The following is a 26736-nucleotide window of genomic DNA, read 5'->3' on the forward strand; positions in this document are numbered from 1 at the left end:
TGGGACCGGTGGCTGAGCACCGGAAAAGGTGGGGGGCGGGCTCGGCCGCCCCCCACCCGGTGCGTCAGCTCATCTCAGAGCCGTTGCACCGTCCGGTCTTGTCAGGACTTGTTGACGCTGATGACGCCCAGGTCCGGGAACATGCTGACGGCCGGGTTCTGGTTGTAGTTGCCGACACCAGAACCGTGCAGGAAGTAGAAGTTCTGGATGTAGTTCGGGATGTAGGCGACGTCCTTGCCCAGGAACTCGTCGAGCTGCTGCCACTTGGCGTTGGCGGCGTCCTGGTTCGGCGCGGCCGCAGCCTCGTCCATGATCTTCTCGGCCTCGGGGTTCTTGTAGTTGCCGTAGTCCTGGCCGTTGGACTTGCCCGTCAGGTTGATGCGGGAGTCGAACAGCGCCGGCAGAACCGTGAAGATGGACGGGTAGTCAGCACCCCAGCCACCCTCGGTGACGTCGAACGAGTTGTTCGCCGGGTTCTGGATCACGTCGTAGTACGTGTCGGTCAGCGGCGCGAGCTTGACGCTGAAGCCGGCCTTGTCCCAGCCGGACTTCAGGGCCGCAGCAGCGTTGTCGCTGGTCGGCGTGCCACCCTGGTAGGTGTACGTGATCGGGTACGGCATCGCGACGCCGGCTTCCTGGAGGAGCTTCTTCGCCGCGGCGGGGTCGCCGGCCGGGGGCATCGTGAAGGCCGGGTTCTCCTTGTAGCCGGGCAGGTCCGGGGCGACGAGGCTCTTGGCGAGCGTCGCGGCCTTGGCGCCACCCAGCGCGTTGATGTAGCCCGAGCGGTCGGTCGACATGGCCAGGGCCTGGCGGACCTTGAGGTTCTTCATCTTGTTGAAGTTCGGCAGGATGTAGAACGTGTACGGCGAGGGGACGTTCGTCGCACGCTTCTCGACCGCACCGGTGATCTGGTTGTAGAAGGCCGGCGGGATGGAGCGGTCCGTGATGGCGTACTTGTCGTTGCCACCGTCGGCGATGAGGCGCTGGGTGATGATCTCGTTGGTCAGACCCTCGGTGAACACGAACTTGTCCGGGTTCGCCTGGCGGTTGCCGTCGGTCTTCGGGTCGTACTGGTCGTTGCGCACGAACGTCGCGCCCGTGCCCTTCGTCCACTTGCCACCCTGGGCCTTGTAGGGGCCGTTGGAGAAGATGACGAAGTTGTTCTTGTCGCCCTGGTCCTTGTCCTGGCGGAACGGAGCAGCGAAGTTCAGACCCGCGACGGCCTGGGGGAAGTCGGCCCAGGGCTTCTCGAAGTTGAACGTCAGCACGTTGCCGTTGCACGTGACGGCCTTGTCGTAGACGTCCTGGCCGGTCTTGAGGTACGGGCCCTTGTAGGCCTTGGCGACCGACGGCAGGTAGTTGAGCGGGTAGATCGAGGGTCCACCGGTGAGGACGTCCGTGGCGAAGTTGCGCGAGAAGCCGTACTTGAAGTCCTCACACGTGGTCGGCTTGCCGTCCTCCCACTTGACGCCGTCCTTGATGGTGAACGTCCACTTCTTGCCGCCGTCCTCGCTCTTGCCCGCGTCGGTGGCGACGTCGGGGATGGGAACGATGGCGTCCGCGCCCGACTTGCCCGACGGGAACTGGAGCAGGCCGCGGTAGACGAGACGCTGCTGGTTGAAGATGTCGCGCCCGATGTAGGTGCGCTGCGGGTCCATGTGCTCGGCCGGACGCTTCGTGAGCCAGTAGATCGTGCCGCCCTTCTGGGCGCCCCCCGCCGCATTGGACCCGGAGGTCGTGCCACCGGTGGTGCCACCCCCGCCGCACGCGGAAACTCCGAGCACGGAGGCGACCCCCAGAGCTGCGAGGGCCGTAGTCCTCTTCCTGCTGCTCATACCACTCCTTTGACGAAACGCACCGATGTAACGGCGCTCCCACCCTCGGGCGGTTGCCGAGGGCAATCTTCCATGTGCCTGCGCCTGTGCAGAAGCTGGGGCTGGAGGCATCATCGGTCCGCCTTCGGGTCGAGGGCGTCACGCAGTCCGTCGCCGAGCAGGTTGAAGCTCAGGACGACCGTGGCGATCGCCAGACCTGGGACGAGGAAGAAGATCGGGACGCTCGAGGCGTAGTTGACCGAGTTGGCCAGGATGTTGCCGAGCGTCGGCGTGGGGGGCTTGATGCCGACCCCGAGGAAGGACAGCGCAGCCTCGGCCGACACGTAGGCCGGCAGGACGAGCGTGCCGTAGACGAGGATGGGCGCCCACAGGTTGGGCAGGAGCTCCTTGAAGTAGATCCTGCGGTTGGACGCGCCGAGGCTGCGCGCGGCCTCGATGAACTCGCGCTCCCTCATCGACAGCACCTGGCCCCGGATGATGCGGGCGAAGGTCGGCCAGCCGAAGAAGCCGAGCACGAAGATGATGTAGAGGCCCGTGGCAACGTTGTCGTTGGGGACCACCCTGCCTATGAGCTCGATGAACATGCCTGACAGGGCCAGCAGCATCAGGGTCACCGGGAAGGCCAGCACCATGTCCGCGAAGCGGGAGATGCCCCAGTCGGCCCAGTGCCCGAGGAAGCCGGCGATGAGCCCGAGCACCGTGCCGACGACGACGGCGATGAGGGTCGCGCTGATGGCCACGATGAGCGAGAACGTCAGGCCGAGCACGACGCGCGACAGCGTGTCGCGGCCGGTACCGGGCTCCACACCGAGGGGGTGGCTCCAGGACATGCCGCCGAAGGCACCGCGGGGGTAGCCGCCGAGGGCCGGGTCGATGAGCTCGGGGTTGAAGTCGTTGGGCTTGAGGATGCCGACCGCATCGAGGATCGGCGCCAGCACGGCCATGAGCACCACGAGGGAGGCGACCGTCAGCGCGATCATCGAGAGCTTGTCGCGGCGCAGACGCGCGCGGGCCAGCTGCCACGGTGTGCGGCCCTCGATCTTCTTGGCCGCGGGCTCCTGCTCGAGGTCGAACGTCTCGGTCGCCGTCCCCGCACCGAACTCGACGTCCCGATGGATCTCCGACACGACCTCGCACCTCGATTCTCGTCGTTCAGGCGGTCGTCGCCGGACCTGGTTTCGGTCCCGACCGCCGCCGTGGCTGCATCTCGCTTCGGGGACGCTAACGCACCGGAGGCCCCCGTGAAAGGCACTTCGGCCGAAACCTCGAAGTTGGCCCCCGGCTGAATCCGAACCGTTACCGTCTCGCAATGTGGAACGCGGGCGGCCGGCGCCGGGCGCGACAGGCCCGACGGGAGGCACCCCGGAACCCGACGTCCATGGCCTCGACTCCCGGGAAGCAAACTGCCCCCCGGACGGTTGAGCGTTGCATGAAGGTGGAGATCTGGTCCGACATCGCCTGCCCGTGGTGCTACATCGGCAAGCGCCGCTTCGAGAAGGCCCTCGCCGCCTTCCCCCACCGGGGCGACGTGGAGGTCCACTGGCGCAGCTACCAGCTCGACCCGACCCTCCCGGACCACCACGAGGGCACCGAGCTCGACTACCTCGTGGACCGCAAGGGCATGTCGCGCGAGCAGGTGCGCGGGATGTTCGACCAGGTGACCGCGATCGCGGCCGAGGAGGGCCTGCGCTACGACTTCGGGTCGGTCGTCGTCGCCAACAGCTTCGCCGGCCACGAGCTGCTCCATCTGGCCAAGGCCCACGGAGTCGGCGACCGCGTCAAGGAGGCCCTGCTCTCGGCCCACTTCGAGCACGGCGAGGACATCGGTGACCGCGACGTGCTCGTGCGCATCGGTGTCGAGGCCGGGCTCGACAGCGGCGAGATCGCCCGCGACCTGCAGACGCACACGTGGCGGGACGCCGTCGTCGCCGACATCACGGCCGCGAGCTCGCTCGGCATCAGAGGCGTTCCGTTCTTCGTGCTGGACGACACGTACGGTATCTCCGGCGCCCAACCGACCGAGCTCTTCACGCAGGCCCTCGAACAGGCCTGGCGCGACACGCACCCGTTGCAGATGGTGCAGCCCCTGGCCGACAGCACGGCCGGCGGCTCGGACATGGCCTGCGGGCCGGACGGCTGCGCCGTCTAGCAGCCCGCCACGCCTGCCGGCTCAGGCCGGTCGGGCCCCCGCGGCCGCCACGAACGGCGCCACCGGACTGAGCCGGAGCACCTCGTCGAGCCGCCGCGTCACCGTCGTCGCCCCGTCGACGTGTACGCGCCCCGACCGCAGCGCGACGGGCAGCGGCAGACGGCCGAGCCACACGGCATACAACGACCCGACGTCGCTGCTGACCGTCACGTCCACGGGGAAGCCGGGATCGCTCATGCACACCGACGGGCTGCCGTGCTCGACGAGGATCCAGAAGCGTCGGGCGTCGTCGACGCACCGCAGGTGCAGCACGTGGCGCTCGCCGACGAGCCCCGAGGTGTCGACGCGCGTGTGCATCCACCAGACGAGCAGCTGCGCGTCGAGCTCCTCCGGCTGCGGGTCGCCGAACATCCAGTCCGCTCCCCACCGGGCCAGGCCGAAGACGACCGGCTCGAGGGCCCGGCCCGACGGCGTCAGCACGTAGCGTGCGCCCGAGCGCTCGACGACGCCGAACCGCTCGAGGTGGCGCAGCCGCTTCGTCAGGAGCGTGCGCGAGAGCCCGGGCAGTCCACGCGCGAGGTCGTTGAAGCGCGTCGTGCCGGTCATCATGTCGCCCAGGATGAGCAGCGACCACCGCTCCCCCACGACGTCCGGCGTCCGCGAGATCGGGCAGTACTGACCTGCCCCGGGATCGTGTCGTCCCATCCCCACCTCCGGTCAGGGACCGCCGCCGTCGTTGCCGCGGCCCACCGCCTCAGTATCGGTCCCGAACGTGGACCACGACAGTCCACAACGTGTGCTGGAGCGGCCACCTGCGCTCGTCGGACTCTGGACGGACGGCCCCTCAGGGGCCCCGGGCCGCAGCGGCCCGCCACCGATGGAGGGACGAGCATGACCACGCACACCCAGACGCCGGCAGCCACCGCCGACGCAGAGCTCAAGGCGCGCCACGCCGCGCTGTGGGCGCTCGGCGACTACGCGGCCGTGGCCCGGGAGGGCATCCCGGAGCTCGGCCGCGTCCTCGTCGACGCGTGCCACGTCACCGCCGGTCAGGACGTCCTCGACGTGGCCGCCGGCACGGGCAACGCCGCGATCCCGACCGCGCGCACCGGCGCCCACGTCGTGGCCAGCGACCTCTCGCCGGCGCTGCTCGACGTGGGACGACAGGTCGCCGACGAGGCCGGAATCCGGCTCGAGTGGAAGCAGGGGGACGCCGAGGCGCTGCCGTTCGCGGACGCGTCGTTCGACGTCGTGATGTCGTGCGTGGGCGTCATGTTCGCGCCGCACCACGCGGCCGCGGCGGACGAGCTCGTCCGCGTCGCCCGCCCGGGCGCCACGATCGGGCTCGCGAGCTGGACACCCGACGGATTCATCGGGCGGATGTTCGCCGTGATGGAGCCGTATGCCGCGTCCCCGCCTCCCGGCGCCCAGCCTCCCCCGCTGTGGGGCGACGAGGCGCACGTGCGCGACCTGCTCGGCGACCGCGTCGTGGACCTGACGGCTGAGAAGCGTGTGCTCCCAGTGCATTTCGACCGACCGGAAGCGTTCCGCGACTTCTTCAAGCGAACGTACGGACCGACGATCGCCACCTACCGCGGCATCTCCGACGACACGGACAAGGTCGCGGCGCTCGACGCCGCGCTGGCCGACCTCGCGCGTGACCACCTCGACGGCGCGGGGCAGATGGGCCGGGAGTACCTCCTCGTCACCGCCCTGCGCTCCTGACCCGGTCGGTCAGAGACGGCTCTCGGCCGCGTCCGCCCCGCCGAGCCGCTGGGCGAGCCAGACCGGGATGACCGAGAGCACGATGAGGACGACGGCGACGACGTTGACGACCGGAGCCTGATTGGGCCGGAAGAGGTTGTTGAAGATCCAGATCGGGAGGGTCTGGCTCTCGGGGCCGGCGGTGAAGGTCGTGACGACGATCTCGTCGAAGCTCAGCGCGAAGGCGAGCAGGGCTCCCGCGAGCAGGCTCGAGCGCAGCAGCGGGAACGTGACGCGGCGGAAGGTCGTGAACGGACGCGCACCGAGGTCGGCCGACGCCTGCTCGAGCGACCCACCGAGGCGCCGCAGCCGGGCGGTCACGTTGTTGAACGCGATGACGATGCAGAAGGTCGCGTGGCCGACGATGATCGTGAAGAGGCCCGCCCCGATGCCGAAGACGGGCCCGAGGACGTTCTGGATCACCGACTGCAGGGCGACACCCGTGACGATGCCGGGCAGCGCGATGGGCAGCACGACGAGGATCGAGACCGCGTGCTTGCCGAAGAAGTCGTAGCGGGCCAGCGCGAGCGCCAGCAACGTCCCGAGCACGAGGGCGATCGCGGTCGCGCCCAGGCCCGCCTTGACGGAGGTGAGCAGCGCGTCCCGGGGGCCCTGCGCCTGCAGGGCGGCCTCCCACCACTTCGTCGTGAAGCCCGGCGGGGGCCAGCCGAAGGTGCGGTCGCTGTTGAAGGAGTTCACCCCCACGACGAGGAGCGGCACGTAGACGAACGTCAGCACGACGGTCGCGAAGGCGGTCAGCGCGAGCTTCGCGCCACGTCCGAGTCTCATCGAGGCCCCTTCACAGGTTCTCGAGCGCGCCCGTGCGCCGCACGGCGAGCAGGTAGAGGACCATGATCACGACCGATGCCGTGCCGAGCGCCGCGGCGAAGGGCAGGTCGAGCGTGATGTTCTGGAGCACCGCCGTGCCGAGCACCTGCAGCTTGCCCCCGATGATCTGCACCGCGATGTAGTCGCCGAGCGAGAGGGAGAAGGTGAAGACCGATCCCGCCGCGACGGCCGGTAGGAGCGAGGGCAGCACGACGCGCCGGAAGGTCGTCCACGGACGCCCGCCGAGGTCGGCACTCGCCTCGAGGTGGCTCTCGGGCAGCCGCTCGAACGCGGCATACACCGGCAGGACCATGTACGGCAGCCACAGGTAGGTCAGGGTCAGCACGACCGCGGTCAGGCCGAAGCCCGGCGTGGCCCCGAAGGTGCTGTCGATGACCCCCTCGGGCTGGAGCATCGTGCGCCACGCGTAGGCCTTGACGAGGTAGCTGGCCCAGAGCGGCACGAGGACGGCGGCGAGGAGCAGCCCGCGGTACCGGCGGGGCGCGACCCTGGCCATGAAGAAGGCGAAGGGGATCGCGATGACCATGCACAGCACGGTGACGAGCACGGCGATGAGCAGGGTCCGACCGATGATGCCGAGGTAGGTCGGAGTGAGCAGCTCACGGAAGTTCTCGAGCGTGAAGGTGCGCAGGACGAGGTTGGTGAACGGGTCGGTCGTCCAGAACGCCGTCGCGAAGATGACCGCCAGCGCGCCGAGGTAGACGACGACGAGCCACAGCATCGGCGGCCCCAGCAGTGCTGCGAGCCCTGCGCGGTGTCTCATCGTCGCCTCCTCGGTGCGGGTGGTGGTTCGTGTGGTGGTGCTGGTGGTGGGTCAGCTGTTGCGGATCTCGGTCCAGGCCTTGGTCCACGTCGCGTAGTCCGTGCACTTGACGTCGGTGCGCCCGTCGAGGCACGCGGTGATCGGCGTGTTCCAGTAGCGGACCTTGGAGAAGTAGGCCTCGTCCTCGGCGTGGAAGACCTTGCAGTGGTTGGGGTCTGCCGTCTCGGCGCACGCCTTCTTGTTGGCCGGGGCCTCACCGAAGTACTCGGCGATCTGGGCATTGACCTTGGGCGAGACGATGTGGTCGATGAACTTGTACGCGCACGTCTTGTTCTTCGACTTGGCGCCGACCATCCACGTGTCGGACCAGCCGGTGGCGCCCTCCTTGGGCAGCACCGCCTCGACCGGGGCCTTCTCGCCCTGCGCGACGTTGGCGATGACCTGCCACGTCGTGCCGATGGTCGTCGAGCCGTTCTTGAAGGCCTGGACCTCCTTGAGGTAGTCCGACCAGTACTCGCTGATGTTGGCCTTCTGCGCCTTGAGCAGGTCGACGGCTGCGGCGAGCTGCTTCTCGTCGAGGGCGTAGGGGTCCTTGATGCCGAGCTCGGGCTTGGCCGTCATGAGGTAGAGCGCGGCGTCCGCGATGTAGATGGGCGAGTCGTATGCCGTCACCTTGCCCTTCTGCGCGCCGACCTGGTCGAAGACGGCTGCCCACGAGTCGGGGGCGGGCTTGACGAGGTCGGTGCGGTACATCAGCAGGTTGGCGCCGCGGCCGTGCGGGATGCCGTAGGCGACGCCGTTCACCGAGTTCCACGGCTTCATCTTGAGGGCGTCGAAGATGTCGGCGTAGTTCGGGATGAGCGAGGTGTTGACGGGCTCGACGTCGCCCGCGGCGATGAGGCGCAGGGTCGCGTCGCCGGAGGCCGAGACGGTGTCGTACTGGCCGGTTCGCATCAGCTGCACGGCCTCGTCGGACGTGCCGAAGGTCTTGACGTTGACGGTGCAGCCGGACGACTTCTCGAAGTCGCTGACCCAGTCGACCTTGGGGTCGTTGCTGCCGTCCTCGACGTAGCCGGGCCACGCGAGGACGTTGACCTGACCCTCGGGAGTGCCGAGCTTGTCGAGCGCCTTGAGGTCGGGCACCTGCATGCCGCCCGGCGCGGCGCTGCCGCCCGGGGTGGTCGGGGTGGAGCTCCCGCATCCGGCCAGGGCGAGCACGGCCACGGCCGCGACGGTCCCGACGGTCCCGCGCAGGGACTTCTTTGACGTGCGCACGCCGATCTCCTTCATCTGGTGGGTTACTGCTGTGCCAGGCCGCCGAGCGACGCGGGCTCGGGAGCTGACGAGGACTGGGGTGAGGGCTGTCCCGGCACGTCGATGACGTGGTCGGGTCGCCAGTGGAGCGTGACGCGCGCGCCCCGGTGCAGCGCCGCGGCGTCGGGCCGGGTCCCGGCGTTCTGCTCCAGCGCGGTGAGCCGGCCGCCGGCGTCGAGGGCGACCACGTAGCGCGTGACGGGACCGCCGTAGACGACCTCCTCGAGGACCCCGTCCGCGGTCATCACGCCGTCGGCCGTTGAGCCGGACGGGCCGCCGAGGGGCGCCCCGGAGGGGACGACGGCGACCTTCTCGGGTCGGATGGCGAAGGAGCCGTCGCGCCGCATCACGGCGCGGGCGGTCTCCCCCGTCAACAGGTTCGAGGTGCCGACGAAGCCGGCGACGAACGCCGAGGCCGGGCTCTCGTAGACGTCGTGGGCCGTGCCCACCTGCTCGATGCGGCCGGCGTTGAAGACGGCGATGCGGTCCGAGAGGGTGAGCGCCTCCTCCTGGTCGTGCGTGACGAAGAGGAAGGTGATGCCGACGTCGCGCTGGATGCCCTTGAGCTCGACCTGCATCTGCTCGCGCAGCTTGAGGTCGAGGGCGCCGAGCGGCTCGTCGAGGAGCAGGACGGTCGGGCGGTTGACGAGCGCCCGGGCGAGCGCCACCCGCTGGCGCTGCCCACCGGACAGCTGCGAGGGGCGCCGGGACCCGTGGTCGCCCAGGCGCACCTGCTCGAGCGCCTCGGCCACCCGGCTGCGCCGCTCGGCGCGCGAGACCTTCTTGACGAGCAGGCCGTACTCGACGTTCTCGGCGACGCTCATGTGCGGGAAGAGGGCGTAGTCCTGGAAGACGGTGTTGACGTCGCGCTCGTAGGGCTGGCGCCGGGTGACGTCCTCGCCGGCGAGCTCGATGCGGCCGCTCGTGGGCTCCTCGAAGCCGGCGATCATCCGCAGCACGGTGGTCTTGCCCGAGCCCGAGGGGCCGAGCATCGAGAAGAACTCGCCGGCACGGACGTCGAGGTCGACGTCGTGGACGGCCACCACGGGAGGCGTCCCGGCGAAGTCCTTGCGCAGGCCGTCCAGCCGGATGGCCGGAGTGCCCGTCGCCGTCTGGGCAGCCATGCGAACCCCTCTGGTCGTCGTCGGTGTTGCTTCTGGACGGAAAACGTATGGGTCCATATGTTTAAGCGCAAGAGGAATGGCCAAACTGACAGGGAGAGCCGATGGCGGACCGGTCGATGCCTCTGGGGCCGTATGCCGCCGTCTTCGCGCCGCTGCCCGCGGCGGGCCGCGCCGAGGCCGTACGCCGCCGACTGGGCGAGGCGATCGCCCTCGGCCTGCTCCCCGACGGCAGCATGCTCCCGCCCGAGAGCGACCTCGCCGATCGCTTCGGCGTCGCCACCGTGACCGTGCGGGAGGCGCTCGGCACGCTGCGCGACGACGACCTCATCGTCACGAGGCGCGGCCGGGGCGGCGGCTCCTTCGTCAAGGCGCCCCGCGACGGTGGGCGGGCGGCCCTGCTCGCCCGGCTCACCCGCGTGGGCCTGGGCGAGCTGCGCGACCTCGCCGACCACTACTGTGCCGTCAGCGGTCACTGCGCGGCGCTCGCCGCCGAGCGCGCCGACCCCGACGACGTGGCGAGACTGCGCCGCCTCGCCGCGCTGCGCCCCGAGCCCGACGAGCCGAGCGGCATACCCCGGCAGGAGGGCACCTTCCACCTCGAGCTCGCTGCCACGGCGCAGTCGGCGCGGTTGACCCGCGAGGAGATGGTGCTCCAGCGCGAGATCGGACCGGTCCTCTGGCTCGCCGACGCCGAGGCCGGGGCCGCCCGACACCGCGAGCACGAGGCCGTCGTCGAGGCGGTGGCGCTCGGCGATCCTTCGGCGGCACGCGCCGGAGCGGAGGATCATGTGAGCCGTCTCTTCGATGCGGTGAAGGCACTGCACCGTGACACCCGATCCCGGAGGAGCACATGACGACCACGACGACCGACACGGACGTCGCCCGGTGGGTCTCGGACTTCGGTCGCTGGGTCTTCGGCCAGCTCGACGACCTCGCGGGCCTGCTCGACGTGCCACTGTCGGCGCCCGCCCCGAGGCGAGCCGACCTGGACATCGAGCAGCGCTGCCACGACCTGCTGGCCGATCCGCAGACCCCGGTCGCGGGGGCAGGCGCCGTGCTGGCCCCGAACGTCCTCGCCGACGCGCCGTACTGGCTGGAGTGGTGGACCGTCGAGTCCCGGGGAGGGGCCGCGGTCATCACCAAGCTGGCCGCCGAGACGGACCCGCGGGCGGTCGGATTCCGCGACTACACCGAGCTGCCTTGGTACGCAAAGCCTTTCGCGAGCGGCACCCGTCACGTCACCGGCCCCTACGTCGACTACCTCTGCACCGACCAGTACACCCTCACCTTCACCCAGCCGCTCGTCGTCGAGGGCAGCTTCGCCGGCGTGGTGGGCGTCGACGTGCTCGTCGCCTGGTTCGAGGAGCACCTGCTCGACGTCATGGAGGCCGTGGAGCGCACCTGCGTCCTCGTCAACGCGGCAGGACGCGTGGTCACGTCGTCGGACCCGACCTGGGTCACGGGCGACCTGATCCGCGGACTGGCGATCGAGGACTGGCTGTCCGGCGAGCCGGTCGCACACTCGCAGTGGTCCGCCACCCGCTGCCAGGGCCTGCCGTTCGTCGTCCTCTCCCCCGCTGACGACCACGGGTCCGTGTCGCCGGGCGCTCAGTGAGCGGCGCGCGGCGGGACTGACCGGACGCCGGGCTGACCGTCCCACCCCGGGACACAGGAGAGGCGCCACTCGCTCGGGGGTCCGAGTGGCGCCTCTTCTAAACCCTCCATCGCGAGGACGGGAGCAGTCGTTACAGGGCATGACGGACTTTTTTCGATGATCCCCGAGGCCCGCCGCCTAGGCCGCGTCGGCCGGTCCGTCCTACTGCGTGCCCGGGGACCGGACGGCTCCCACGATGACGTCGCGGAGGCGGTCGATCGCCGCGGCCCGGGCACCGGTCAGCTGCGGCTGGTCACCGACGACCGCGGCGGCGACGGGCACGGGTCGGGTCAGGCCGGCGGAGCGCCGACGCAGCGCGGCGACGAAGTCCTCGTCACGCCCCCACTCCCCGCCGACGACGACCACCGCGGGGTCCGCGAGCGCGATCGCCGCCTCGAGCACGCCGCTGACGGCGGCCGCGAGGGCCTCGAGCGTCGGGTCGCCCGTGGGCGCCTCGGCGACGCGGACCCGGAGCCGGCGGACGTCGATGGCCGTCGACCCTTCGCGACGCAGGCCGAGCTGGGCGAAGACCTCGGTCAACCGGGTGGCCCGCCCGTCCGGCCCCTCCGTCACGAGATGGGCGATCTCGCCGGCCAGCCCCGAGTGACCGCGACGCACCTCGCCGTCGGAGACGACGGCGCACCCGAGTCCCTCGTCGAGGTAGAGGTAGACGAAGTCGGCCGAGCCGGCGGCCCCGACCGCCCCCGCCTCCCCGGCCGCCTGCTCCGCCCGCGCCGCCCAGTTCACGTCGTTGTCGACGAGCACGGGGCCCTCGACGACGTCGCCGAGCAGCCACCGCGGGTCGAGGTCCCCGACGAGGAACGGCGCGTCGGGCAGGTGCACGAGGCGTCCGGTGGCACGGTCGACCGGGTCGGCGGCGCTGACGACGGCGATGCGCACTCCTCGCCCCACGCGCGGCGAGCTCGACGTCGTCCCGGCCGCGTCGACCTGCTCGAGCGCTGCCCTCAGAGCCCGCGACACGGCATACGCCCCCGCACCGCGCTCCAGCGGGACGGCGCTGCTGGCGACGACGTCCCCGAACGCGTCGACGCACTCGCACGTGACGGCGGCCGGCGTGATGCTGACGACGAGCGCCGTGCCGCAGGCCCGCGAGAGGGCGTGGTACGAGCCGGCCCGCCCCCGCCCCGAGCTGCGCTCCCCCGTATCGACGACGAGACCCATGTCGACGAGACGTCGCACGCCCTGGGAGATCGTCGGTTTCGAGATTCCGGTCAGGCCGGCAATCTCGGCACGGGTCAGCCTCCGGTGGTCCATGAGCGCGCGCAGCACGTGCTCCTCGGTGAGCGCTCGTAGCAGCTCCAGGCTCGGCTTGGCGGACGGCATACGACCACCTTAGTTAGGAGCCTTGCCGAAACCGAGAGGCCACGCTACCTTCTTCTTCGTAAGGACTCCTCACCAAAGGGACACCTCATGACCACCGCGCACCCCAGCCCGACCGACCTCGCCCTCCCCCACTGGGAGACGACGCCCGACGACCTCCCCGCGGCGGTCCGCGAGGTCAAGGCCGCGATCCGCCGCCGCATCGAGGCCTCGGGCCGCACGGTCGACGAGGTCTTCGCCGTCGTCGAGGCCCGGGTCCGCGAGCGCGTGGCGCAGATCCACGCCGACCGCGAGCGCGGCGAGAGCGTCTGGCCCGTCATCGACTACGCCGACATCGAGAACGGCAGGGTCAGCCACGAGCAGCTCGCCAAGCTGCGCCGTCGCGGCTGCCTCGTCGTCCGCGGCCACTTCCCCCGCGAGCAGGCGCTCGCCTGGGACGCCGGCATCGTCGACTACGTCGAGGGCAACCGGTTCTTCGAGAGCTACCGCGGCCCCGGCGACGACTTCTTCGGCAGCGTCGGCTCCAAGCCCGAGATCTACCCCATCTACTGGTCGGCCGCCCAGATGGAGGCCCGCCAGAGCGAGCGGATGGCCACGGTCCAGTCGCTGCTCAACTCCCAGTGGAAGCACGAGTCCGACGGCGTCACGTGGTTCGACCCCGAGCGCGACTCGCTCTACCCCGACCGCATCCGCCGTCGCCCGCCGGGCGCCGACTCGAACGGCCTTGGCGCACACTGCGATCCGGGCACCCTCGACCTCTGGATGACGGAGAGCTACCAGCGGGCCTTCCGTCACCTCTTCGACGGCAGCGTCGAGGACTACGACCCGTGGGACGCGGCCCACCGCACCGCCGGCCCGCAGTACCCCGGCACGACGATGTGCTCGGCCTTCCGCACCTTCCAGGGGTGGACGGCCCTGTCCGACATGGCCCACGACCAGGGCGTGCTGCACGCCGTGCCGATCCCCGAGGCGATGGCCTACCTCATGCTCCGCCCCCTGCTCGACGACGTCGCCGACGACGACATGTGCGGCGTCACGACCAACCAGGTCTTCCCCGCCACCGAGAAGTGGCACCCGCTGCTCCTCGAGGCGCTGAGCGGCATCCCCGACGTGCAGGCGGGCGACTCCGTCTGGTGGCACTGCGACATGATCCACAGCGTCGCTCCCGTCGAGGACCAGCAGGGCTGGGGCAACGTCATGTACATCCCGGCCGCACCGTGGTGCGAGCGCAACGAGAGGTATGCCGTGAGCGTCCGCGAGGCCTTCGTCAGCGGTTCCAGCCCGAGCGACTTCCCCGAGGAGCACTACGAGCGCACGTGGCCCGACCGCTTCACGACCGACCGGCTCAACTCGACGGGACGCCGCGGACTCGGACTCGAGTGACCCGCCTGCGGGTCACTCGGCCAGGAGGAAGGCGGCGACGCGCTCCTTCGGGCGGCCGATGATCGCGCGGTCGCCCCGCACGACGACCGGGCGCTGCATGAGCCGGGGGTGCTCGGCGAGCACGGCGATCACCTGGTCGCGCGTCTGCACGTCGCCCTCGACCAGGCCGAGCTCTCGGAAGTGTGCGTCACGGCGGACGAGGTCGGTCGGCGCGTCCTCGAGCTTGTCGAGCAGGTCGGCGAGGGCGACCGCGTCGAGCGGGTGTCGGAGGTAGTCCACGACGTCGGCCGACACGTGCGCCTCGTCGAGGCGCTCCATGGCCGCGCGCGAGGTCGAGCAGCGGTTGTTGTGCAGGATCGTCACCTCGTCGCTCATGGCGACGACCCTAACGCCGAAGCAAAGGCCCCCGCGGGCGACGCCCGTGTCTCCTCAGGCAGAGACGTGTTCTCCCGCGCGGCCCATCCTCGAGGCATGAACACTTCGACAGGGCCCAAGAACCCCACGAAGAACCACACGACGACGGGTCGCACGAGCGGGGCCGGCAGGATGAGTCGCCTGCACCTCGCCTGCAGGATGCTCGGTCACACCTACCGGCGGACGCCCGGCGACCCCGAGGTCCTCACCTGCGTCGGTTGCGGCAACCGCGAACTGCGCGTCGTCAAGCAGATCCGCGACACCGGGCAGCGCATTCCGTTCTGATACTTCTGCCCCGACCGAAGGGCTGGGACCCCCGAAGCAGACCTGCGTGTCAGTAAGGCCGACGGTCTCACCGACGTCGCTCAGAACACCTGCAGCGCTTCCTCCCATGACGCGAACGGTGGGGCTAGTTTTGTAGCGTGGTCGACGAAGCCTCCGGGTCCCGATCCGAACCGAACTCTCCCGACGTCGTGATCGTCATGGGAGTGTCCGGGAGCGGCAAGTCCACTCTCGCCAAGGGCATCTCCACCGTCACGGGTTGGGAGTTCGCCGAGGGCGACGCCTTCCACTCAGAGGCCAACGTCGCGAAGATGCGCAACGGCGAGGCGCTGACTGACGAGGACCGCTGGCCCTGGCTCGAATCCATCGGTAGCTGGATCAGTGCCAAGGAGGCCGCGGGCGAGTCGGCCGTCGTGACGTGCTCCGCCCTACGACGCGTCTACCGAGACCTGCTCCGGCGCGACCGGCCGCGCGTCCGGTTCCTGCACGTCACCGCAGCGCCGGACGTGATCCGGGACCGGATGGAGCACCGGCCCGGGCACTACATGCCTGCGTCACTGCTGCCCAGTCAGATCGCCACGCTCGAGCCGCTGGCTGACGACGAACCGGGTATCTCTGTCTCGAACGAGGGCACCGCCGCCCAGGTGCTCGATCGCGCACTGACCGCCCTCGGTCTGCGAAAGGAAGTTCAGCCATGATCGTGCACCCCGCTCTCACGGCCGTGACCTCTCTGCCGAGGCTGCCAGCGGCGCCGCCCGACATCCCGTACGCCGGTGACGGGCAGCTGGTAGCTGCGTGCATCCTCGGCATCCTCGCCGTCGTCCTCCTCATCACCCTGGGAAAGGTCCATCCGTTCCTGTCGCTCATGCTCGGCTCGGCCGTGCTGGGAGCCGTGGCCACCATGCCACCCGGGGACATCGTGGCGAGCTTCCTCGACGGGTTCGGAAGCACGTCCGGATCGGTCGGCGTCCTCATCGCTCTGGGCGCCATGATCGGGAAGCTGCTCGAGGATTCCGGCGGCGCCAACCGCATCGTGTCGACGATGGTCGGGAGCGTGGGTCCCGGACGCCTGCCGTGGGTCATGGCGCTGATCGCAGCCATCCTCGGCCTCCCGTTGTTCTTCGAGGTCGGGGTCGTGCTGCTGGTCCCGGTCATCCTGCTGGTGGCCAGGCGCACGGGGCTGTCCCTGATGAAGCTCGGCATCCCGGCGCTCGCCGGACTCTCGGTCCTGCACGGTCTCGTGCCCCCGCACCCGGGTCCCTTGACCGCGATCGGCCTGCTCAACGCAGACCTCGGACGGACCCTGCTCTACGGCATCATCATCGCCATCCCGACGGTCGTCGTCGCGGGGCCGGTGCTCGCGCACTACGTGGATCGGTGGGTTCCCAAGTTCGTCGACGCCGACTCTCGCGTCCTCGTGCCGGTGGGCAGCGGCGGGAGCGGCGCAGACGGCGCCAGCCGTGCGCAGGCGGCCGAACGAGGCGGGGCGAACCGAGGCGGCCGCGGAGGCGTCGGTGTCCCGGACGGGCCGGCCCCGGGGAACGAGGGCGCCACTCCCTCCGACCGCGGCCGGGGGGGTGCGGTGGCCGGGTTCGACGACCTCGAGGCGCCACTGGATCCCGGCCGCCGAAGGGTGTCCTTCGCCGCCGCGATCGTCGGGATCACGCTGCCCGTGGTGCTCATGCTCATCGACGCCATCGCCAAGCTGCTCGTCACGGACAAGAAGAGCGGCGTCCGCACCGTCATCGACTTCTTCGGCACCCCGACCGTGGCCCTGCTCATCGCGGTCCTGTTCTGCTACATCGTGCTCGGGCTCGGATCCGGCATGAAGAAGGACCAGGTCAGCGCCTCCGTCGGCGCAAGCCTGCCACCGATCGCCGCCATCATCCTCATCGTCGCGGCCGGCGGCGGCTTCAAGCAGACGCTCATCGACGCCGGCGTCGGCAACGTCATCAAGGACTGGGCCACGGGCGTCAACATCTCGGTCCTGCTGCTCGGCTGGCTCGTGGCCGTGCTGATCCGGCTGGGCACCGGTTCGGCGACGGTCGCGACCATCACCGCGGCCGGCATCGTCGGCCCCCTGGCGGCCACGCTCACCACGAGCCACCTGGCCCTGCTCGTGCTCGCGATCGGCTGCGGGTCCCTCTTCTTCAGCCACGTCAACGACGCGGGGTTCTGGCTGGTGAAGGAGTACTTCGGCCTCACGGTCGGGGAGACGATCAAGTCGTGGTCGGTGATGGAGACCGTCATCTCCGTCTTCGGCTTCGCGCTCGTCATGCTGCTGAGCCTCGTCGTCTGACTGCGGGAACTGAGGCGCCTCGACTCCCCGACACCGGGAGGCAAGCGCGCGTCACACGTTGAAGCGGAACTCCACGACGTCGCCGTCGGCCATGACGTAGTCCTTGCCCTCGATGCGCACCTTGCCGGCGGCCTTGGCAGCATTCATGTTCCCGGCCGCTACGAGGTCGTCGAAGCTGACGACCTCGGCCTTGATGAAGCCGCGCTGGAAGTCGGTGTGGATGACGCCGGCGGCCATCGGGGCGGTCCAGCCCTTGCCGATGGTCCAGGCGCGCGACTCCTTGGGGCCGGCCGTGAGGTAGGTCTGCAGGCCGAGGGTGTGGAAGCCGGTGCGGGCCAGCTGGTCGAGGCCCGACTCCTCGGCGCCGAAGCTCTGGAGCAGCTCGAGCGCCTCGTCGGGCTCCATCTCCATGAGGTCCATCTCGAGCTTGGCGTTGAGGAAGACCGCGTCGGCCGGAGCGGCGAGCTCGCGCAGCGACGCCTGCAGCTCGGTGTCGGGGAGCTGGTCCTCGTCGAGGTTGAAGACGTAGATGAAGGGCTTGGTCGTCAGCAGGCCGAGCGACTTCGCCTCGGCCAGGTCGATCCCGGCGGCCGGCCCTGCGGCATACAGCGTGTGGCCCTCCTCGAGGACCTTCTGCGCGGCCTGGGCGAGCTCGAGGGTCGCCTTCTTGTCCTTGTTGATCCGCGCCTCCTTCTCGAGCCGGGGCACGGCCTTCTCGAGGGTCTGGAGGTCGGCGAGGATGAGCTCGGTGTGGATGGTCTCGATGTCGCTGGCCGGGCTGACCTTGCCGTCGACGTGCACGACGTCGCCGTCCTCGAAGGCGCGCACGACCTGGCAGATCGCGTCGGCCTCACGGATGTTGGCGAGGAACTTGTTGCCGAGACCCTCCCCCTCCGAGGCGCCGCGGACGATGCCGGCGATGTCGACGAAGCTCACCGTGGCCGGGAGGATCTTCTCCGAGCCGAAGATCTCGGCGAGCGCGCCGAGCCGTGAGTCGGGCAGCGGGACGACGCCGACGTTGGGCTCGATCGTCGCGAACGGGTAGTTCGCGGCGAGCACGTTGTTCTTGGTCAGCGCGTTGAAGAGCGTCGACTTGCCGACGTTGGGGAGACCGACGATTCCGATGGTGAGTGCCACGAGGACAAGAGTTTAGTGGCGATCGGGCGCGCTCCCGACCACGAGGGCGTATGCCGTGCCGCCGGGCTCACGTCAGCGTCCACTCCCAGCCGGGCTGCCAGTCGAACGGCGCGGTGACGAGCTGCTCCAACGGCGTGCCGTCGAGGAGGTGCTGCAGGGCCCAGCGGTTGGCCGAGTGGGCGATGACGAGCACCCGCTCGCCGTCGTGGTCGCGGCGCACGTCGTCCAGGAACCCGGCGGTCGACTCGACGACGTCGCGGTAGCTCTGTCCGCCCGGGAAGGGCGTGTCGACATGGGCGAGGCGCACGGGGTGGAGCTGTGTCACCGGGGCGCCGTTGAGGCGGCCGTAGTCGCACTCGCGCAGGCGCGGGTCGAGACGCAACGGGACGAAGCCCGTGCCGAAGGCGATAACCGCCGTGTCGACCGCCCGCCGCAGGTCCGAGGCGTACACCGCTGCGAGCGCCTCGCCCCGTCGTCGTTCGCCGAGCTCGGCGGCCTGGACGCGCCCCTGCTCGGAGAGTCGCCCCGGCAGCCAGCCGGTCGCGATGCCGGCCTCGTTGTCCTCGGTGACCGAGTGGGTCTCGTAGACGAGGTGGACGGTCACGACGGCCTCAGCCCGGCATGCGCACGCCGCAGAGCTGGCGCGACTGGGCCACGAGGTTGCCGGCGGAGTCCCAGATCATGGCGTCCTCCTCCATCATCCCGCCGCCGAGGGTGTCGCTGCCGAGCGTGACCTGCAGCCAGCCCGGCTCGGGGCGGCGGCGCACGTGACCGGTGAACTCGAGTGTCGGCGTCCAGCCGAAGAGACCGAGGTCGAAGGCGACCGGAGGCAGCGCGTCGAGCGCCATCATCAGCATCGTCGTGTCCGGCTCGCGGCCGTCCCGCAGCCGCAGCCAGCCCCGCATGACGCCCTGCATCGACGGTTTGCCCATCGCCCAGCCGGCGGTGCTCGGGTCGAGGCGCAGGTCGAGCCGCTCGAGGAACTTGGCGTTGGCGAGGAAGTCGGGCGGCGCCTGCTCGGCCGACACGCACTGCTCGGGCGGCGGCATCGAGGGCGGGCTCGCCTGGCGCTGCACGTCGAGGTCGGTGAGGTTGCCGAACGAGCCGATGGCGCGCATGCGCTCGACGGGCTGCCCGTCGTCGCCCGCCTGGTGGATGGTCATCTGCCCCGTCGAGAGCTTGCGACCGCAGCGCATCACCTCGGTCGTGACGGTGAACGGGCCGGGCTGCGACGCCGTCATGAAGTACGCGGAGAGCACGACCGGGTCGACGTGCTCGGTCGTCTCGTCGGGGTCGCCCGCGAGGTGCTCGCCGAGGGCGCGCAGGGCCGTCGTCATGACCAGGCCGCCGTTGACGGCGTTGCCGATCATCCACTCCTCGTGGAAGGTGCCGTGCCGCTGCGTCTGGTCGTCGCCGGCCTCGAGCCGGGTCGCGTCGTCGTACTCGCTCACGGACTAGGTGTAACAGACCCGCCCGACGCCCCGACTCCGTGGTCGTATGCCGTGTGGCCGGGTGTCGCGCGCCGGCGGTGTCGGCGGCGTCTGGGACGGTGCTGCCATGGACCTCACCGCTCTGCTCGTCGGGCTCGTCATCGGCGCACTGGTCGGCGGGCTGCTCGCGTGGCTCTCGGCCCGCTCCAGCCTGCTCGCCCGCTCCGCCGGGGCCGAGGCCGAGCGCGACGTGCTGCGCGAGCGGGTCAGCGACCTCGAGGCGGCACGCGACGTCGACGACACGACCGCGACGCTGCTCGCGCCCCTGCGCGACACCATCGGCCGGGTCGAGCGCCAGGTCGGCGCGCTCGAGCGCGACCGGTCGCTCCAGTTCGGCCAGCTGGGCGAGCGCCTCACCGAGGTGAGCCGGTCCACCGAGTCACTGCGCTCGGAGACCGCGACCCTCGCGACCGCCCTCAACGCCTCGACCGTCCGTGGCGCCTGGGGCGAGGTGCAGCTGCGCCGCGTGCTCGAGCTCTCCGGCCTCATCGCGCGCTGCGACTTCGACGAGCAGGTCACGAGCGTCAGCCGGCACGGCGCGACCGTGCGACCCGACGCCGTCGTCAACCTCCCGGGGTCGCGCCACGTCGTCGTCGACTCCAAGGCGCCGATGGCGCACTTCCTCCAGGCGCACGGCGAGACCGTGTCCGAGGTCGAGCGGGCCGAGCTGCTCGCCGCGCACGCGACCGCGCTGCGTCGGCACGTCGAGGGACTGGCGGCCAAGGCGTACTGGACGGCGTTCACCCGCTCCCCCGAGGTCGTCATCTGCTTCGTCCCCGGCGAGGCGATCCTCGCGACGGCGCTCGCCGACGACCCCGGCCTCTACGAGCACGCCCTGTCGCGCAAGGTCGTCCTGGCCTCCCCGGGCACCCTCTTCGCCGTCCTGCGCACCATCGGGGCCATCTGGCAGCAGGACGCGATCGAGCAGAACGCCCGCGAGCTGCTCGCCATCGGTCAGGACCTCTACGCCCGTCTGACGACCCTCGGCGGCCACGTCACGACGATGGGCCAGTCGCTCTCGCGGTCCGTAGAGCAGTACAACAAGTTCGTCGGCACGCTCGAGTCGCGCGTTCTCGTCACGGCCCGCCGCATGCACGAGCTGCACCTGACGAGCGAGCGTCCGCCGTCGCTGACTCCCCTGGAGGTCGCGCCCCGCTCGCTCAGCGCGGCCGAGCTGACCGACGACCTCGGCCGCTCGGCGCGCGACGACGCGTTCCTCGACCAGGTCATGGGGTCCGGGCGACACCAGGGCCTCCCCGCCGCCGGCACCGCCGACGGCACGGCTGGATGAGTCGCCCTCGAGCACGCCTGCGCCACAGCAGGTTTCGCCGTCTCGAGCGTGCGCCCGATTTGTCCCGATAGTGGACACCTGATAGGGCGCCGCGCACAATACGCGCGTGGGATCGGGTAGATCGTGACGGGGCCGGGGGGCACCAGTCCAGAGGACTCCAGCGCGCCGAGGCGGCGCATCGGACCGTACGAGCAGAGCCTGCGCGAGTCGCGCGAGCGGGTCGAGGCGGCCGAGCGGGAGCGTGCCCGCCGTCGCCGTCGCACCCGTGTCGTCGCCGCCGTGGCGACGGTCGTCGTCGCCGCCGGAGTCGGCTACGGGGCCTACCGCTACATCGGCCAGCGCGACGTGCCCACCTCGGTGCCCACGGTCGCGGCCCAGCCCACGTCGTGCGCCAAGCCCGTCAAGGTGCGGGTCGCCGTTGCACCCGCCATCGCGCCGGTCGTCGGCGCGGCCGCGACCGCCCTGGCCCAGCGCCCCGACGCCCCCTGCGCGGCCTTCACCATCGACTCCGAGGAGCCCTTCTCGGTCGCCGGCTCGCTGGCCGGCGCCGGGCGTCCCGACGCCTGGATCACCGACTCCTCTGTGTGGATCGGCCGCGCCAACGCCGTGTCCCGCTCGTCGCTCGCGCCGACGGAGCCGTTCGCCTCCACCCCGGTGGTCCTCGCGATGAAGGACGACGCCGCGTCGGCTCTCGGCACGCGCCTCGGCTGGGCGGACCTGCTCGGTGGCACCGTGCCGGTGCGCATCCCCGACCCGAACCGCTCCGCCATCGCCCGCAACGTCCTCGGCGTCGCCGCGGCCACGCTTCCCGTCCCGCGGATGCGTTCGCTCGTCACGTCCTCCGCGCCCACCGCCGGCGGCGGCGTCACGTTGGACGGTCTCGCACAGGCACGCTCCGGCGCGGCCGTCGTGTCGCAGGCGCAGCTCGTCGCCTGGAACGCCGCGCACCCCGAGGAGCAGCTCTCGGCCGTCGCGGCGTCGGAGGGCGCGCCACCGCTGGAGTACTCCCTCGTCCCCCTCACCACCGACGACGCCAAGGCGGGTCTCGTCAAGGCCCTGGGCGCCTACCTCACGTCCTCCGCCACCCAGAAGCTGCTGCAGGACAGCGGGTTCCGCACCGCGTCCGGTGACCCGAAGGACCCGTCACCCCTCTACGGCGAGATCCGCGACGCCGCCGCGCCGAGCTCCGCGACCCTCGCCGGGGTCTTCTCGCTGTGGAACGCCTCGGCCCGCAAGACGCAGGCCCTGATCGCGGTCGACGTCTCCGGGTCGATGCTCGAGCGGACCGAGGGGGCGACCCGCCTCGCCGTCGTGCAGAAGTCGACGGTCCGCGCCCTCGCGGCTGTCTCGCCGACCGCCGTCGCCTCGCTGTGGATCTACTCCCTGCACGTGGGCAACCGCGCGGACGACTACCGCCAGCTCACCGCCTACGCCGGCCTCGGCGTCGCGAAGAGCCTGACCGCGCTCGACTCCGCAGTCACCGGCCTGGACACGTACGTCGGCGGCGGAAGCGGGCTCTACGACACCATCGCCGCCGCCTACGACCGCGCGAAGTCCGCCTGGCGCCCCGGGTTCACGAACACCCTCGTCGTCGTCGCCGACGGCCCCAACGAGGACGACTACGGCCTGTCGCTCGACCTGCTGAAGAAGCGCCTCGCCGCTGCCAAGGACGCGAAGCGGCCGGTGCGCATCGTCGTCCTGGGCATCGGTGGTCGGGCCGACGCTGCCGCGATGCAGCAGGTCGTGTCCGTGACCGGTGGCCAGTACATCTCGACGCGGACCGTCGAGGAGCTCCAGCCGGCCCTGGCCAAGGCCCTCGGCGGCTGACGCAGGCGCCCAGTCGCAGTCCCTGCCGGTCCGTGCCGGCCCGGTGTCGACGTCCGTCGGGCGGTCCGGCGGACGGGTCAGTGCAGCGAGCCGGTGTCCTCGAAGGCCGCGTCGTGGCGCAGCGTGCCGGCGTCCTCGCCCTTGCGCGCCTTGAGGTCGCGGCGCAGCTCGTTGGGCAGCGAGAAGAGCAGGGACTCCTCGGCGGCGATGACGGCCTCGACCTCGCCGTAGCCGCGCTCGGCGAGCCAGGCGAGCACGTCGCGCACGAGGACCTCGGGGACGCTGGCGCCGGAGGTCACCCCGACCGTCGTGACGCCCTCGAGCCACGCCTCCTGGATCTCGTCGGCGAAGTCGACGAGGTGGCCGTCGCGGGCGCCGTGCTCGATCGCGACCTCGACGAGCCGCACCGAGTTCGACGAGTTGCGCGACCCCACGACGATCATGAGGTCGGTGTCCTTGGCCATCTGCTTGACGGCGAGCTGACGGTTCTGGGTGGCGTAGCAGATGTCGTCGGAGGGCGGGCTCTGGAGGGCGGGGAACTTCTCCGTGAGGCGCGCGACCGTCTGCATCGTCTCGTCGACCGACAGCGTCGTCTGTGAGAGCCAGACGACCTTCTCGGGGTCGCGGACGGTGACGTTCTCGACGTCGTCGGGGCCGTCGACGAGCGTGATGTGCTCGGGCGCCTCGCCCGAGGTGCCCACGACCTCCTCGTGCCCCTCGTGGCCGATGAGCAGGATGTCGAAGTCGTCGTCGGCGAAGCGCACGGCCTCCCGGTGCACCTTCGTCACGAGCGGGCACGTGGCGTCGATCGTCTTGAGGCTGCGGGCCTTCGCCTCCTCGTGGACCACGGGAGCCACCCCGTGGGCGGAGAAGATCACGGTGGCGCCCTCGGGCACCTCGTCCGTCTCGTCGACGAAGATCGCGCCGCGCTTCTCGAGGGTGGTGACGACGTGCTTGTTGTGCACGATCTGCTTGCGCACGTAGACGGGCGGGCCGTAGAGCTCGAGCGCCTTCTCGACCGTCACGACGGCGCGGTCCACGCCGGCGCAGTAGCCCCGCGGCGCCGCGAGCAGGACCTTCTTGGCGGACGTCTGGTCGGCGGTGTCGCTCATGCGCCCATCGTACGGGGACCCCGTGCGCGAGCCCGATTCGCCCAGCGCGCGTCGACGGGGAGTCACCGCGCCGCCGCCGGGTGCACGCCACCGCCCGGACAACACCTCTAGGGTGGCGCGGGTGAGCATGACGAGCCCGCTGCCCGACAAGGCCGCCGACACGACGGCCGAGCAGCCCTGGCCGGTGCGGGTGCTCAGCCTCAAGATCTCGGACTACGTCGACCGGATGAGCCAGCTGTGGGTCGAGGGCCAGGTCGTGCAGCTCAACCCGCGAGGTGGCACCGCCTTCCTCACCCTGCGCGACCCCGATGTCGACATGTCGCTCTCGGTCTCGGTACCGATGAACGCCGTCAACGCCATGCCGATCCCGCTCGCCCAGGGCGCCCGCGTCGTGCTGCAGGCCAAGCCGACCTTCTGGACCAAGCGCGGGACGCTCCAGCTCGAGGCCCGCCAGATCCGCCCCGTCGGCATCGGCGACCTCCTCGCCCGCGTCGAGATCCTCAAGCGCACCCTGGCCGCCGAAGGAGTCTTCGACGCCAAGCGCAAGCGGCCCATCCCCTTCCTCCCGCACCGCGTCGGTCTCATCACCGGTCGCAACTCGGCCGCTGAGAAGGACGTCGTCGAGAACGCCCGGCGCCGTTGGCCCGCAGTGGCCTTCGAGATCCGCGAGGTCGCGGTGCAGGGCACGTCGGCCGTCACCGAGGTCGTCGAGGCACTGCGCGAGCTCGACGCCCTCCCGGCCGTCGACGTCATCGTCATCGCCCGTGGCGGCGGGGCCCTCGAGGAGCTGCTCCCCTTCTCCAACGAGGCCATGATCCGCGCCGTCGCCCAGGCCAGGACGCCCGTCATCAGCGCCATCGGCCACGACGTCGACACCCCGCTGCTCGACCTCGTCGCCGACTGGCGCGCGTCGACGCCGACCGACGCCGGCAAGAAGGTCGTCCCGGACGCGGCGCACGAGCAGGCCCTCGTCGACGCCGGCCGCGACCGGGTGCGGCGCGCCATGGTGCGCCGGGTCGAGGCCGAGCGCTCCGGGCTGCGCTCGCTCGTCTCCCGCCCGGTCATGGCCGACCCGGTCGCCCTCGTCCGCGCGCGCCGTCAGGAGGTGGCCGCCCTGCGGTCCCGCGCCACGACGCGCATGGAGGCGCGCCTGCATCGCGCCGCCGACCAGGCCGAGCACCTGCGCCGGCAGGTCGTCGCCCTGTCTCCCCAGTCGACGCTCGAGCGGGGGTATGCCGTCGTGCAGCACCGCGACGGACGCATCGTCATGGACCAGGACGACGTCGGCGTGGGCGAGCTGCTCCGGGTCCGGGTGGCGCGGGGCGACTTCGGCGTGCGTCCGGTGTCGGCCGGCGCCGAGGACGCGACCGACCGGACGACGACCGCCAAGGCCGCCACCAGGACGAGCGCCAAGCCCAGCGCCAAGGCAGCGACCAACACGACGACCAAGTCGACCGCCAAGGCGGCGGCGAAGCCAGCCACCGCGAAGGCCGCGTCGACCCGCCGGCCCCGCAAGGCGAGCCCGCCGAAGCCGGTCGACAGCGCCGACGAACCCACGTCATAGGGTGGCGCCCATGGCTGACGCGACGACGACCGACGGCTCGTTCCCCGACATCGCCGGGATGCGCTACGAGGACGCCCGCGAGGAGCTCATCGCGATCGTGGCCAAGCTCGAGGCCGGCCAGGCGCCCCTCGAGGACTCGATGCACCTGTGGCGCCGCGGCGAGGCCCTGGCCGCGCACTGCGCCACCTGGCTCGACGGGGCGCAGGCCGAGATCGAGCGGGCCACCCGGCCTCCGGCACCTGCGGGCGAGCTGCACGCCGACGACGAGATCTTCGACGAGGACGACGAGTCCTGAGCGACCCGTCGGGTCAGCGGCACCAGGCTGTCGAACCGACCACGGCCAGCCAGCGTCCCGTCAGCGGCCCGTCATCCGGTGGTCGTCGACGGCGCCGGCGAGACGCCGGGAGCGGGCGCCACGGGCGCGAGCGCGGCCACGAAGGCCTTGAGCTCGTCCTCGGGCGCCGTGCCGCTCGCGACGAGCGTCAGGCCCTTGGCGCCCTGCCCCTTCGCGACGTAGGCGAGCTGGCCCTTGTCGCCGGCGACGAACTTCTCGAACGTCCGGCCCGAGACCGTCACGGTCCCTGCGGCCTCGCCGTCGTTGACGGACCGGTCGACCCAGCCCTGGGTCGCGTTCACTGCCTGCTTGAGGGCGATGTCGGCCCCGCTCGGGGTGGTCCAGACGGTCGTGAAGGTCGGGACCTTCTCGGTGCCCGGCGCGTAGGTCGCCACGGTGGGCACCCAGCCCTCGCCGAGGCCCTTCGGCAGCTGCACGGGCCACGTGGTCTGCGCGGCGACCTGGCTCGCCTTGCCGGCGGCGTCGACGGCCGGGCGCTGGACCTGGCTGATCCGCGGCACGATGGCGACGAGGGCCAGGACGAACAGCCCGATGACGAACATCGAGCGGAACATGTTGGGGAACGTGCCGAGCGAGTAGCGGCTCGGCGGAGCGGCCGGCGCCGCGGGCTCGCCCGACGCAGCTTCGGTCGACACGGGATCCGCCGTCGCCGAGGTCTCCGTCACGGCGGTCGGGGTGCTCTCTGCCGGGGGTGTCGACGGCGTCGACGGGGTGCTCATGTCCCCATCGTCCCCGACTCCGGGACGCGGTCCAAACCCGGGCGGGCTCACCGCTAGGCTGGCGCCGACT

At 71.1% G+C, this 26736-nt stretch carries 26 protein-coding genes; 12 read left to right on the top strand and 14 right to left on the bottom strand.

Annotated elements, in window-relative coordinates:
* Positions 1 to 101: 101 nt before the first annotated feature.
* Both IEY30_RS08930 and IEY30_RS08935 read right to left on the bottom strand, forming a co-directional pair.
* Positions 102 to 1835, bottom strand: coding sequence for an ABC transporter substrate-binding protein (locus tag IEY30_RS08930; RefSeq protein WP_043416058.1), 1734 nt, complete (start codon positions 1833 to 1835; stop codon positions 102 to 104).
* A gap of 110 nt (positions 1836 to 1945) precedes the next feature.
* Positions 1946 to 2962 carry an ABC transporter permease gene (locus IEY30_RS08935; protein ID WP_229674915.1) on the bottom strand — a complete coding sequence of 339 codons (1017 nt, stop codon included), beginning with the start codon at positions 2960 to 2962 and terminating at the stop codon, positions 1946 to 1948.
* Between the two features lie 302 nt (positions 2963 to 3264).
* Here IEY30_RS08935 and IEY30_RS08940 point away from each other — a divergent pair, with 302 nt between their 5' ends.
* Positions 3265 to 3984: a DsbA family oxidoreductase gene (locus IEY30_RS08940; protein ID WP_030194408.1), complete on the top strand. Its 720-nt coding sequence runs from the start codon at positions 3265 to 3267 to the stop codon at positions 3982 to 3984.
* A gap of 21 nt (positions 3985 to 4005) precedes the next feature.
* Here the strand turns inward: IEY30_RS08940 and IEY30_RS08945 are convergent, their stop codons facing one another.
* Positions 4006 to 4689 carry a winged helix-turn-helix transcriptional regulator gene (locus IEY30_RS08945; RefSeq protein ID WP_030194406.1) on the bottom strand — a complete coding sequence of 228 codons (684 nt, stop codon included), beginning with the start codon at positions 4687 to 4689 and terminating at the stop codon, positions 4006 to 4008.
* Between the two features lie 186 nt (positions 4690 to 4875).
* Here IEY30_RS08945 and IEY30_RS08950 point away from each other — a divergent pair, with 186 nt between their 5' ends.
* On the top strand, positions 4876 to 5709 hold the full coding sequence (locus IEY30_RS08950) for a class I SAM-dependent methyltransferase (RefSeq protein ID WP_030194404.1): 834 nt from the start codon (positions 4876 to 4878) through the stop codon (positions 5707 to 5709).
* A 9-nt stretch (positions 5710 to 5718) separates the two neighbouring features.
* Here the strand turns inward: IEY30_RS08950 and IEY30_RS08955 are convergent, their stop codons facing one another.
* The 4 genes from IEY30_RS08955 to IEY30_RS08970 are packed head-to-tail and all read right to left on the bottom strand — an operon-like array spanning position 5719 to position 9798.
* Entirely contained in the window at positions 5719 to 6537 is an 819-nt protein-coding gene (locus tag IEY30_RS08955; RefSeq protein ID WP_030194402.1) for an ABC transporter permease, read from the bottom strand.
* Between the two features lie 10 nt (positions 6538 to 6547).
* Complete coding sequence (locus tag IEY30_RS08960; protein WP_030194400.1) at positions 6548 to 7360, bottom strand: ABC transporter permease; 813 nt, start codon at positions 7358 to 7360, stop codon at positions 6548 to 6550.
* 51 nt (positions 7361 to 7411) lie between these two features.
* Entirely contained in the window at positions 7412 to 8635 is a 1224-nt protein-coding gene (locus IEY30_RS08965; protein WP_030194398.1) for an ABC transporter substrate-binding protein, read from the bottom strand.
* A 23-nt stretch (positions 8636 to 8658) separates the two neighbouring features.
* A complete protein-coding gene (locus IEY30_RS08970) occupies positions 8659 to 9798 on the bottom strand; it encodes an ABC transporter ATP-binding protein (protein WP_043416053.1) in 1140 nt (379 codons plus the stop codon).
* Between the two features lie 101 nt (positions 9799 to 9899).
* On the opposite strand from IEY30_RS08970, the gene IEY30_RS08975 reads away from it, so the two are divergent.
* Positions 9900 to 10652, top strand: coding sequence for a FadR/GntR family transcriptional regulator (locus IEY30_RS08975; protein WP_081920341.1), 753 nt, complete (start codon positions 9900 to 9902; stop codon positions 10650 to 10652).
* Complete coding sequence (locus IEY30_RS08980) at positions 10649 to 11413, top strand: cache domain-containing protein (protein ID WP_052358323.1); 765 nt, start codon at positions 10649 to 10651, stop codon at positions 11411 to 11413. The genes IEY30_RS08975 and IEY30_RS08980 overlap by 4 nt, the downstream gene beginning before the upstream one ends.
* 201 nt (positions 11414 to 11614) lie before the next feature.
* Here IEY30_RS08980 and IEY30_RS08985 read toward each other — a convergent pair whose 3' ends face one another.
* A complete protein-coding gene (locus IEY30_RS08985) occupies positions 11615 to 12796 on the bottom strand; it encodes an ROK family transcriptional regulator (RefSeq protein WP_030194383.1) in 1182 nt (393 codons plus the stop codon).
* Positions 12797 to 12883: 87 nt separating this feature from the next.
* Here IEY30_RS08985 and IEY30_RS08990 point away from each other — a divergent pair, with 87 nt between their 5' ends.
* Positions 12884 to 14176, top strand: coding sequence for a DUF1479 domain-containing protein (locus IEY30_RS08990; RefSeq protein ID WP_030194380.1), 1293 nt, complete (start codon positions 12884 to 12886; stop codon positions 14174 to 14176).
* Positions 14177 to 14188: 12 nt separating this feature from the next.
* On the opposite strand, the gene IEY30_RS08995 is transcribed toward IEY30_RS08990, so the two are convergent.
* Positions 14189 to 14551, bottom strand: coding sequence for an ArsC/Spx/MgsR family protein (locus IEY30_RS08995; protein ID WP_030194377.1), 363 nt, complete (start codon positions 14549 to 14551; stop codon positions 14189 to 14191).
* Between the two features lie 96 nt (positions 14552 to 14647).
* On the opposite strand from IEY30_RS08995, the gene IEY30_RS09000 reads away from it, so the two are divergent.
* The 3 genes from IEY30_RS09000 to IEY30_RS09010 all read left to right on the top strand — a co-directional run bounded on the left by IEY30_RS09000 (position 14648) and on the right by IEY30_RS09010 (position 17171).
* On the top strand, positions 14648 to 14875 hold the full coding sequence (locus IEY30_RS09000) for a hypothetical protein (RefSeq protein ID WP_156035114.1): 228 nt from the start codon (positions 14648 to 14650) through the stop codon (positions 14873 to 14875).
* Between the two features lie 137 nt (positions 14876 to 15012).
* A complete protein-coding gene (locus IEY30_RS09005) occupies positions 15013 to 15570 on the top strand; it encodes a gluconokinase (protein ID WP_030194374.1) in 558 nt (185 codons plus the stop codon).
* The gene (locus IEY30_RS09010; RefSeq protein ID WP_156035112.1) at positions 15567 to 17171 is read left to right on the top strand and encodes a GntT/GntP/DsdX family permease; all 1605 of its coding nucleotides are present in this window, start codon (positions 15567 to 15569) and stop codon (positions 17169 to 17171) included. The genes IEY30_RS09005 and IEY30_RS09010 overlap by 4 nt, the downstream gene beginning before the upstream one ends.
* 51 nt (positions 17172 to 17222) lie before the next feature.
* On the opposite strand, the gene ychF is transcribed toward IEY30_RS09010, so the two are convergent.
* From ychF to IEY30_RS09025, 3 genes are all read right to left on the bottom strand, one after another.
* Positions 17223 to 18308 (bottom strand): redox-regulated ATPase YchF, encoded by a 1086-nt coding sequence (ychF, locus tag IEY30_RS09015; protein ID WP_030194367.1) that lies wholly within the window; start codon positions 18306 to 18308, stop codon positions 17223 to 17225.
* Between the two features lie 67 nt (positions 18309 to 18375).
* Positions 18376 to 18912 (bottom strand): histidine phosphatase family protein, encoded by a 537-nt coding sequence (locus tag IEY30_RS09020; RefSeq protein WP_030194364.1) that lies wholly within the window; start codon positions 18910 to 18912, stop codon positions 18376 to 18378.
* A 7-nt stretch (positions 18913 to 18919) separates the two neighbouring features.
* Positions 18920 to 19759, bottom strand: a complete 840-nt coding sequence (locus IEY30_RS09025; RefSeq protein WP_030194361.1) for a thioesterase family protein — start codon at positions 19757 to 19759, stop codon at positions 18920 to 18922.
* A gap of 106 nt (positions 19760 to 19865) precedes the next feature.
* Between IEY30_RS09025 and IEY30_RS09030 the strand changes: the two genes are divergently transcribed.
* Positions 19866 to 21089: a DNA recombination protein RmuC gene (locus IEY30_RS09030; protein ID WP_052358371.1), complete on the top strand. Its 1224-nt coding sequence runs from the start codon at positions 19866 to 19868 to the stop codon at positions 21087 to 21089.
* Between the two features lie 123 nt (positions 21090 to 21212).
* Positions 21213 to 22916 (top strand): substrate-binding and VWA domain-containing protein, encoded by a 1704-nt coding sequence (locus IEY30_RS09035; RefSeq protein WP_030194355.1) that lies wholly within the window; start codon positions 21213 to 21215, stop codon positions 22914 to 22916.
* A gap of 77 nt (positions 22917 to 22993) precedes the next feature.
* Here IEY30_RS09035 and IEY30_RS09040 read toward each other — a convergent pair whose 3' ends face one another.
* On the bottom strand, positions 22994 to 24028 hold the full coding sequence (locus IEY30_RS09040) for a 4-hydroxy-3-methylbut-2-enyl diphosphate reductase (RefSeq protein WP_030194351.1): 1035 nt from the start codon (positions 24026 to 24028) through the stop codon (positions 22994 to 22996).
* 127 nt (positions 24029 to 24155) lie between these two features.
* Between IEY30_RS09040 and xseA the strand changes: the two genes are divergently transcribed.
* Together xseA and IEY30_RS09050 are read left to right on the top strand one after the other, a co-directional pair.
* Positions 24156 to 25592, top strand: a complete 1437-nt coding sequence (xseA, locus tag IEY30_RS09045) for an exodeoxyribonuclease VII large subunit (RefSeq protein ID WP_052358322.1) — start codon at positions 24156 to 24158, stop codon at positions 25590 to 25592.
* A 10-nt stretch (positions 25593 to 25602) separates the two neighbouring features.
* Positions 25603 to 25887, top strand: coding sequence for an exodeoxyribonuclease VII small subunit (locus IEY30_RS09050; protein ID WP_030194345.1), 285 nt, complete (start codon positions 25603 to 25605; stop codon positions 25885 to 25887).
* Positions 25888 to 25958: 71 nt separating this feature from the next.
* Here IEY30_RS09050 and IEY30_RS09055 read toward each other — a convergent pair whose 3' ends face one another.
* Positions 25959 to 26666 carry a DUF4245 domain-containing protein gene (locus IEY30_RS09055; RefSeq protein WP_229674916.1) on the bottom strand — a complete coding sequence of 236 codons (708 nt, stop codon included), beginning with the start codon at positions 26664 to 26666 and terminating at the stop codon, positions 25959 to 25961.
* Between the last annotated feature and the right edge of the window lie 70 nt (positions 26667 to 26736).

The sequence above is a fragment of the Terrabacter tumescens genome (genome assembly GCF_014646815.1).
Taxonomy (GTDB): Bacteria; Actinomycetota; Actinomycetes; order Actinomycetales; family Dermatophilaceae; genus Terrabacter; species Terrabacter tumescens.

Bases quoted from the DNA above. Each gene is read 5' to 3' on its own strand.
- IEY30_RS08960 (WP_030194400.1), bottom strand. From the start codon at position 7,360: ATGAGACACCGCGCAGGGCTCGCAGCACTGCTGGGGCCGCCGATGCTG.
- IEY30_RS08950 (WP_030194404.1), top strand. From the start codon at position 4,876: ATGACCACGCACACCCAGACGCCGGCAGCCACCGCCGACGCAGAGCTC.
- IEY30_RS08980 (WP_052358323.1), top strand. From the start codon at position 10,649: ATGACGACCACGACGACCGACACGGACGTCGCCCGGTGGGTCTCGGAC.
- IEY30_RS09030 (WP_052358371.1), top strand. From the start codon at position 19,866: ATGGACCTCACCGCTCTGCTCGTCGGGCTCGTCATCGGCGCACTGGTC.
- IEY30_RS08940 (WP_030194408.1), top strand. From the start codon at position 3,265: ATGAAGGTGGAGATCTGGTCCGACATCGCCTGCCCGTGGTGCTACATC.
- IEY30_RS08995 (WP_030194377.1), bottom strand. From the start codon at position 14,551: ATGAGCGACGAGGTGACGATCCTGCACAACAACCGCTGCTCGACCTCG.
- IEY30_RS09040 (WP_030194351.1), bottom strand. From the start codon at position 24,028: ATGAGCGACACCGCCGACCAGACGTCCGCCAAGAAGGTCCTGCTCGCG.
- IEY30_RS09010 (WP_156035112.1), top strand. From the start codon at position 15,567: ATGATCGTGCACCCCGCTCTCACGGCCGTGACCTCTCTGCCGAGGCTG.
- IEY30_RS08990 (WP_030194380.1), top strand. From the start codon at position 12,884: ATGACCACCGCGCACCCCAGCCCGACCGACCTCGCCCTCCCCCACTGG.
- IEY30_RS09055 (WP_229674916.1), bottom strand. From the start codon at position 26,666: ATGAGCACCCCGTCGACGCCGTCGACACCCCCGGCAGAGAGCACCCCG.
- IEY30_RS08970 (WP_043416053.1), bottom strand. From the start codon at position 9,798: ATGGCTGCCCAGACGGCGACGGGCACTCCGGCCATCCGGCTGGACGGC.
- IEY30_RS08930 (WP_043416058.1), bottom strand. From the start codon at position 1,835: ATGAGCAGCAGGAAGAGGACTACGGCCCTCGCAGCTCTGGGGGTCGCC.
- IEY30_RS08975 (WP_081920341.1), top strand. From the start codon at position 9,900: ATGGCGGACCGGTCGATGCCTCTGGGGCCGTATGCCGCCGTCTTCGCG.
- IEY30_RS09050 (WP_030194345.1), top strand. From the start codon at position 25,603: ATGGCTGACGCGACGACGACCGACGGCTCGTTCCCCGACATCGCCGGG.
- IEY30_RS08955 (WP_030194402.1), bottom strand. From the start codon at position 6,537: ATGAGACTCGGACGTGGCGCGAAGCTCGCGCTGACCGCCTTCGCGACC.
- IEY30_RS08985 (WP_030194383.1), bottom strand. From the start codon at position 12,796: ATGCCGTCCGCCAAGCCGAGCCTGGAGCTGCTACGAGCGCTCACCGAG.
- IEY30_RS09000 (WP_156035114.1), top strand. From the start codon at position 14,648: ATGAACACTTCGACAGGGCCCAAGAACCCCACGAAGAACCACACGACG.
- IEY30_RS08945 (WP_030194406.1), bottom strand. From the start codon at position 4,689: ATGGGACGACACGATCCCGGGGCAGGTCAGTACTGCCCGATCTCGCGG.
- xseA (WP_052358322.1), top strand. From the start codon at position 24,156: ATGACGAGCCCGCTGCCCGACAAGGCCGCCGACACGACGGCCGAGCAG.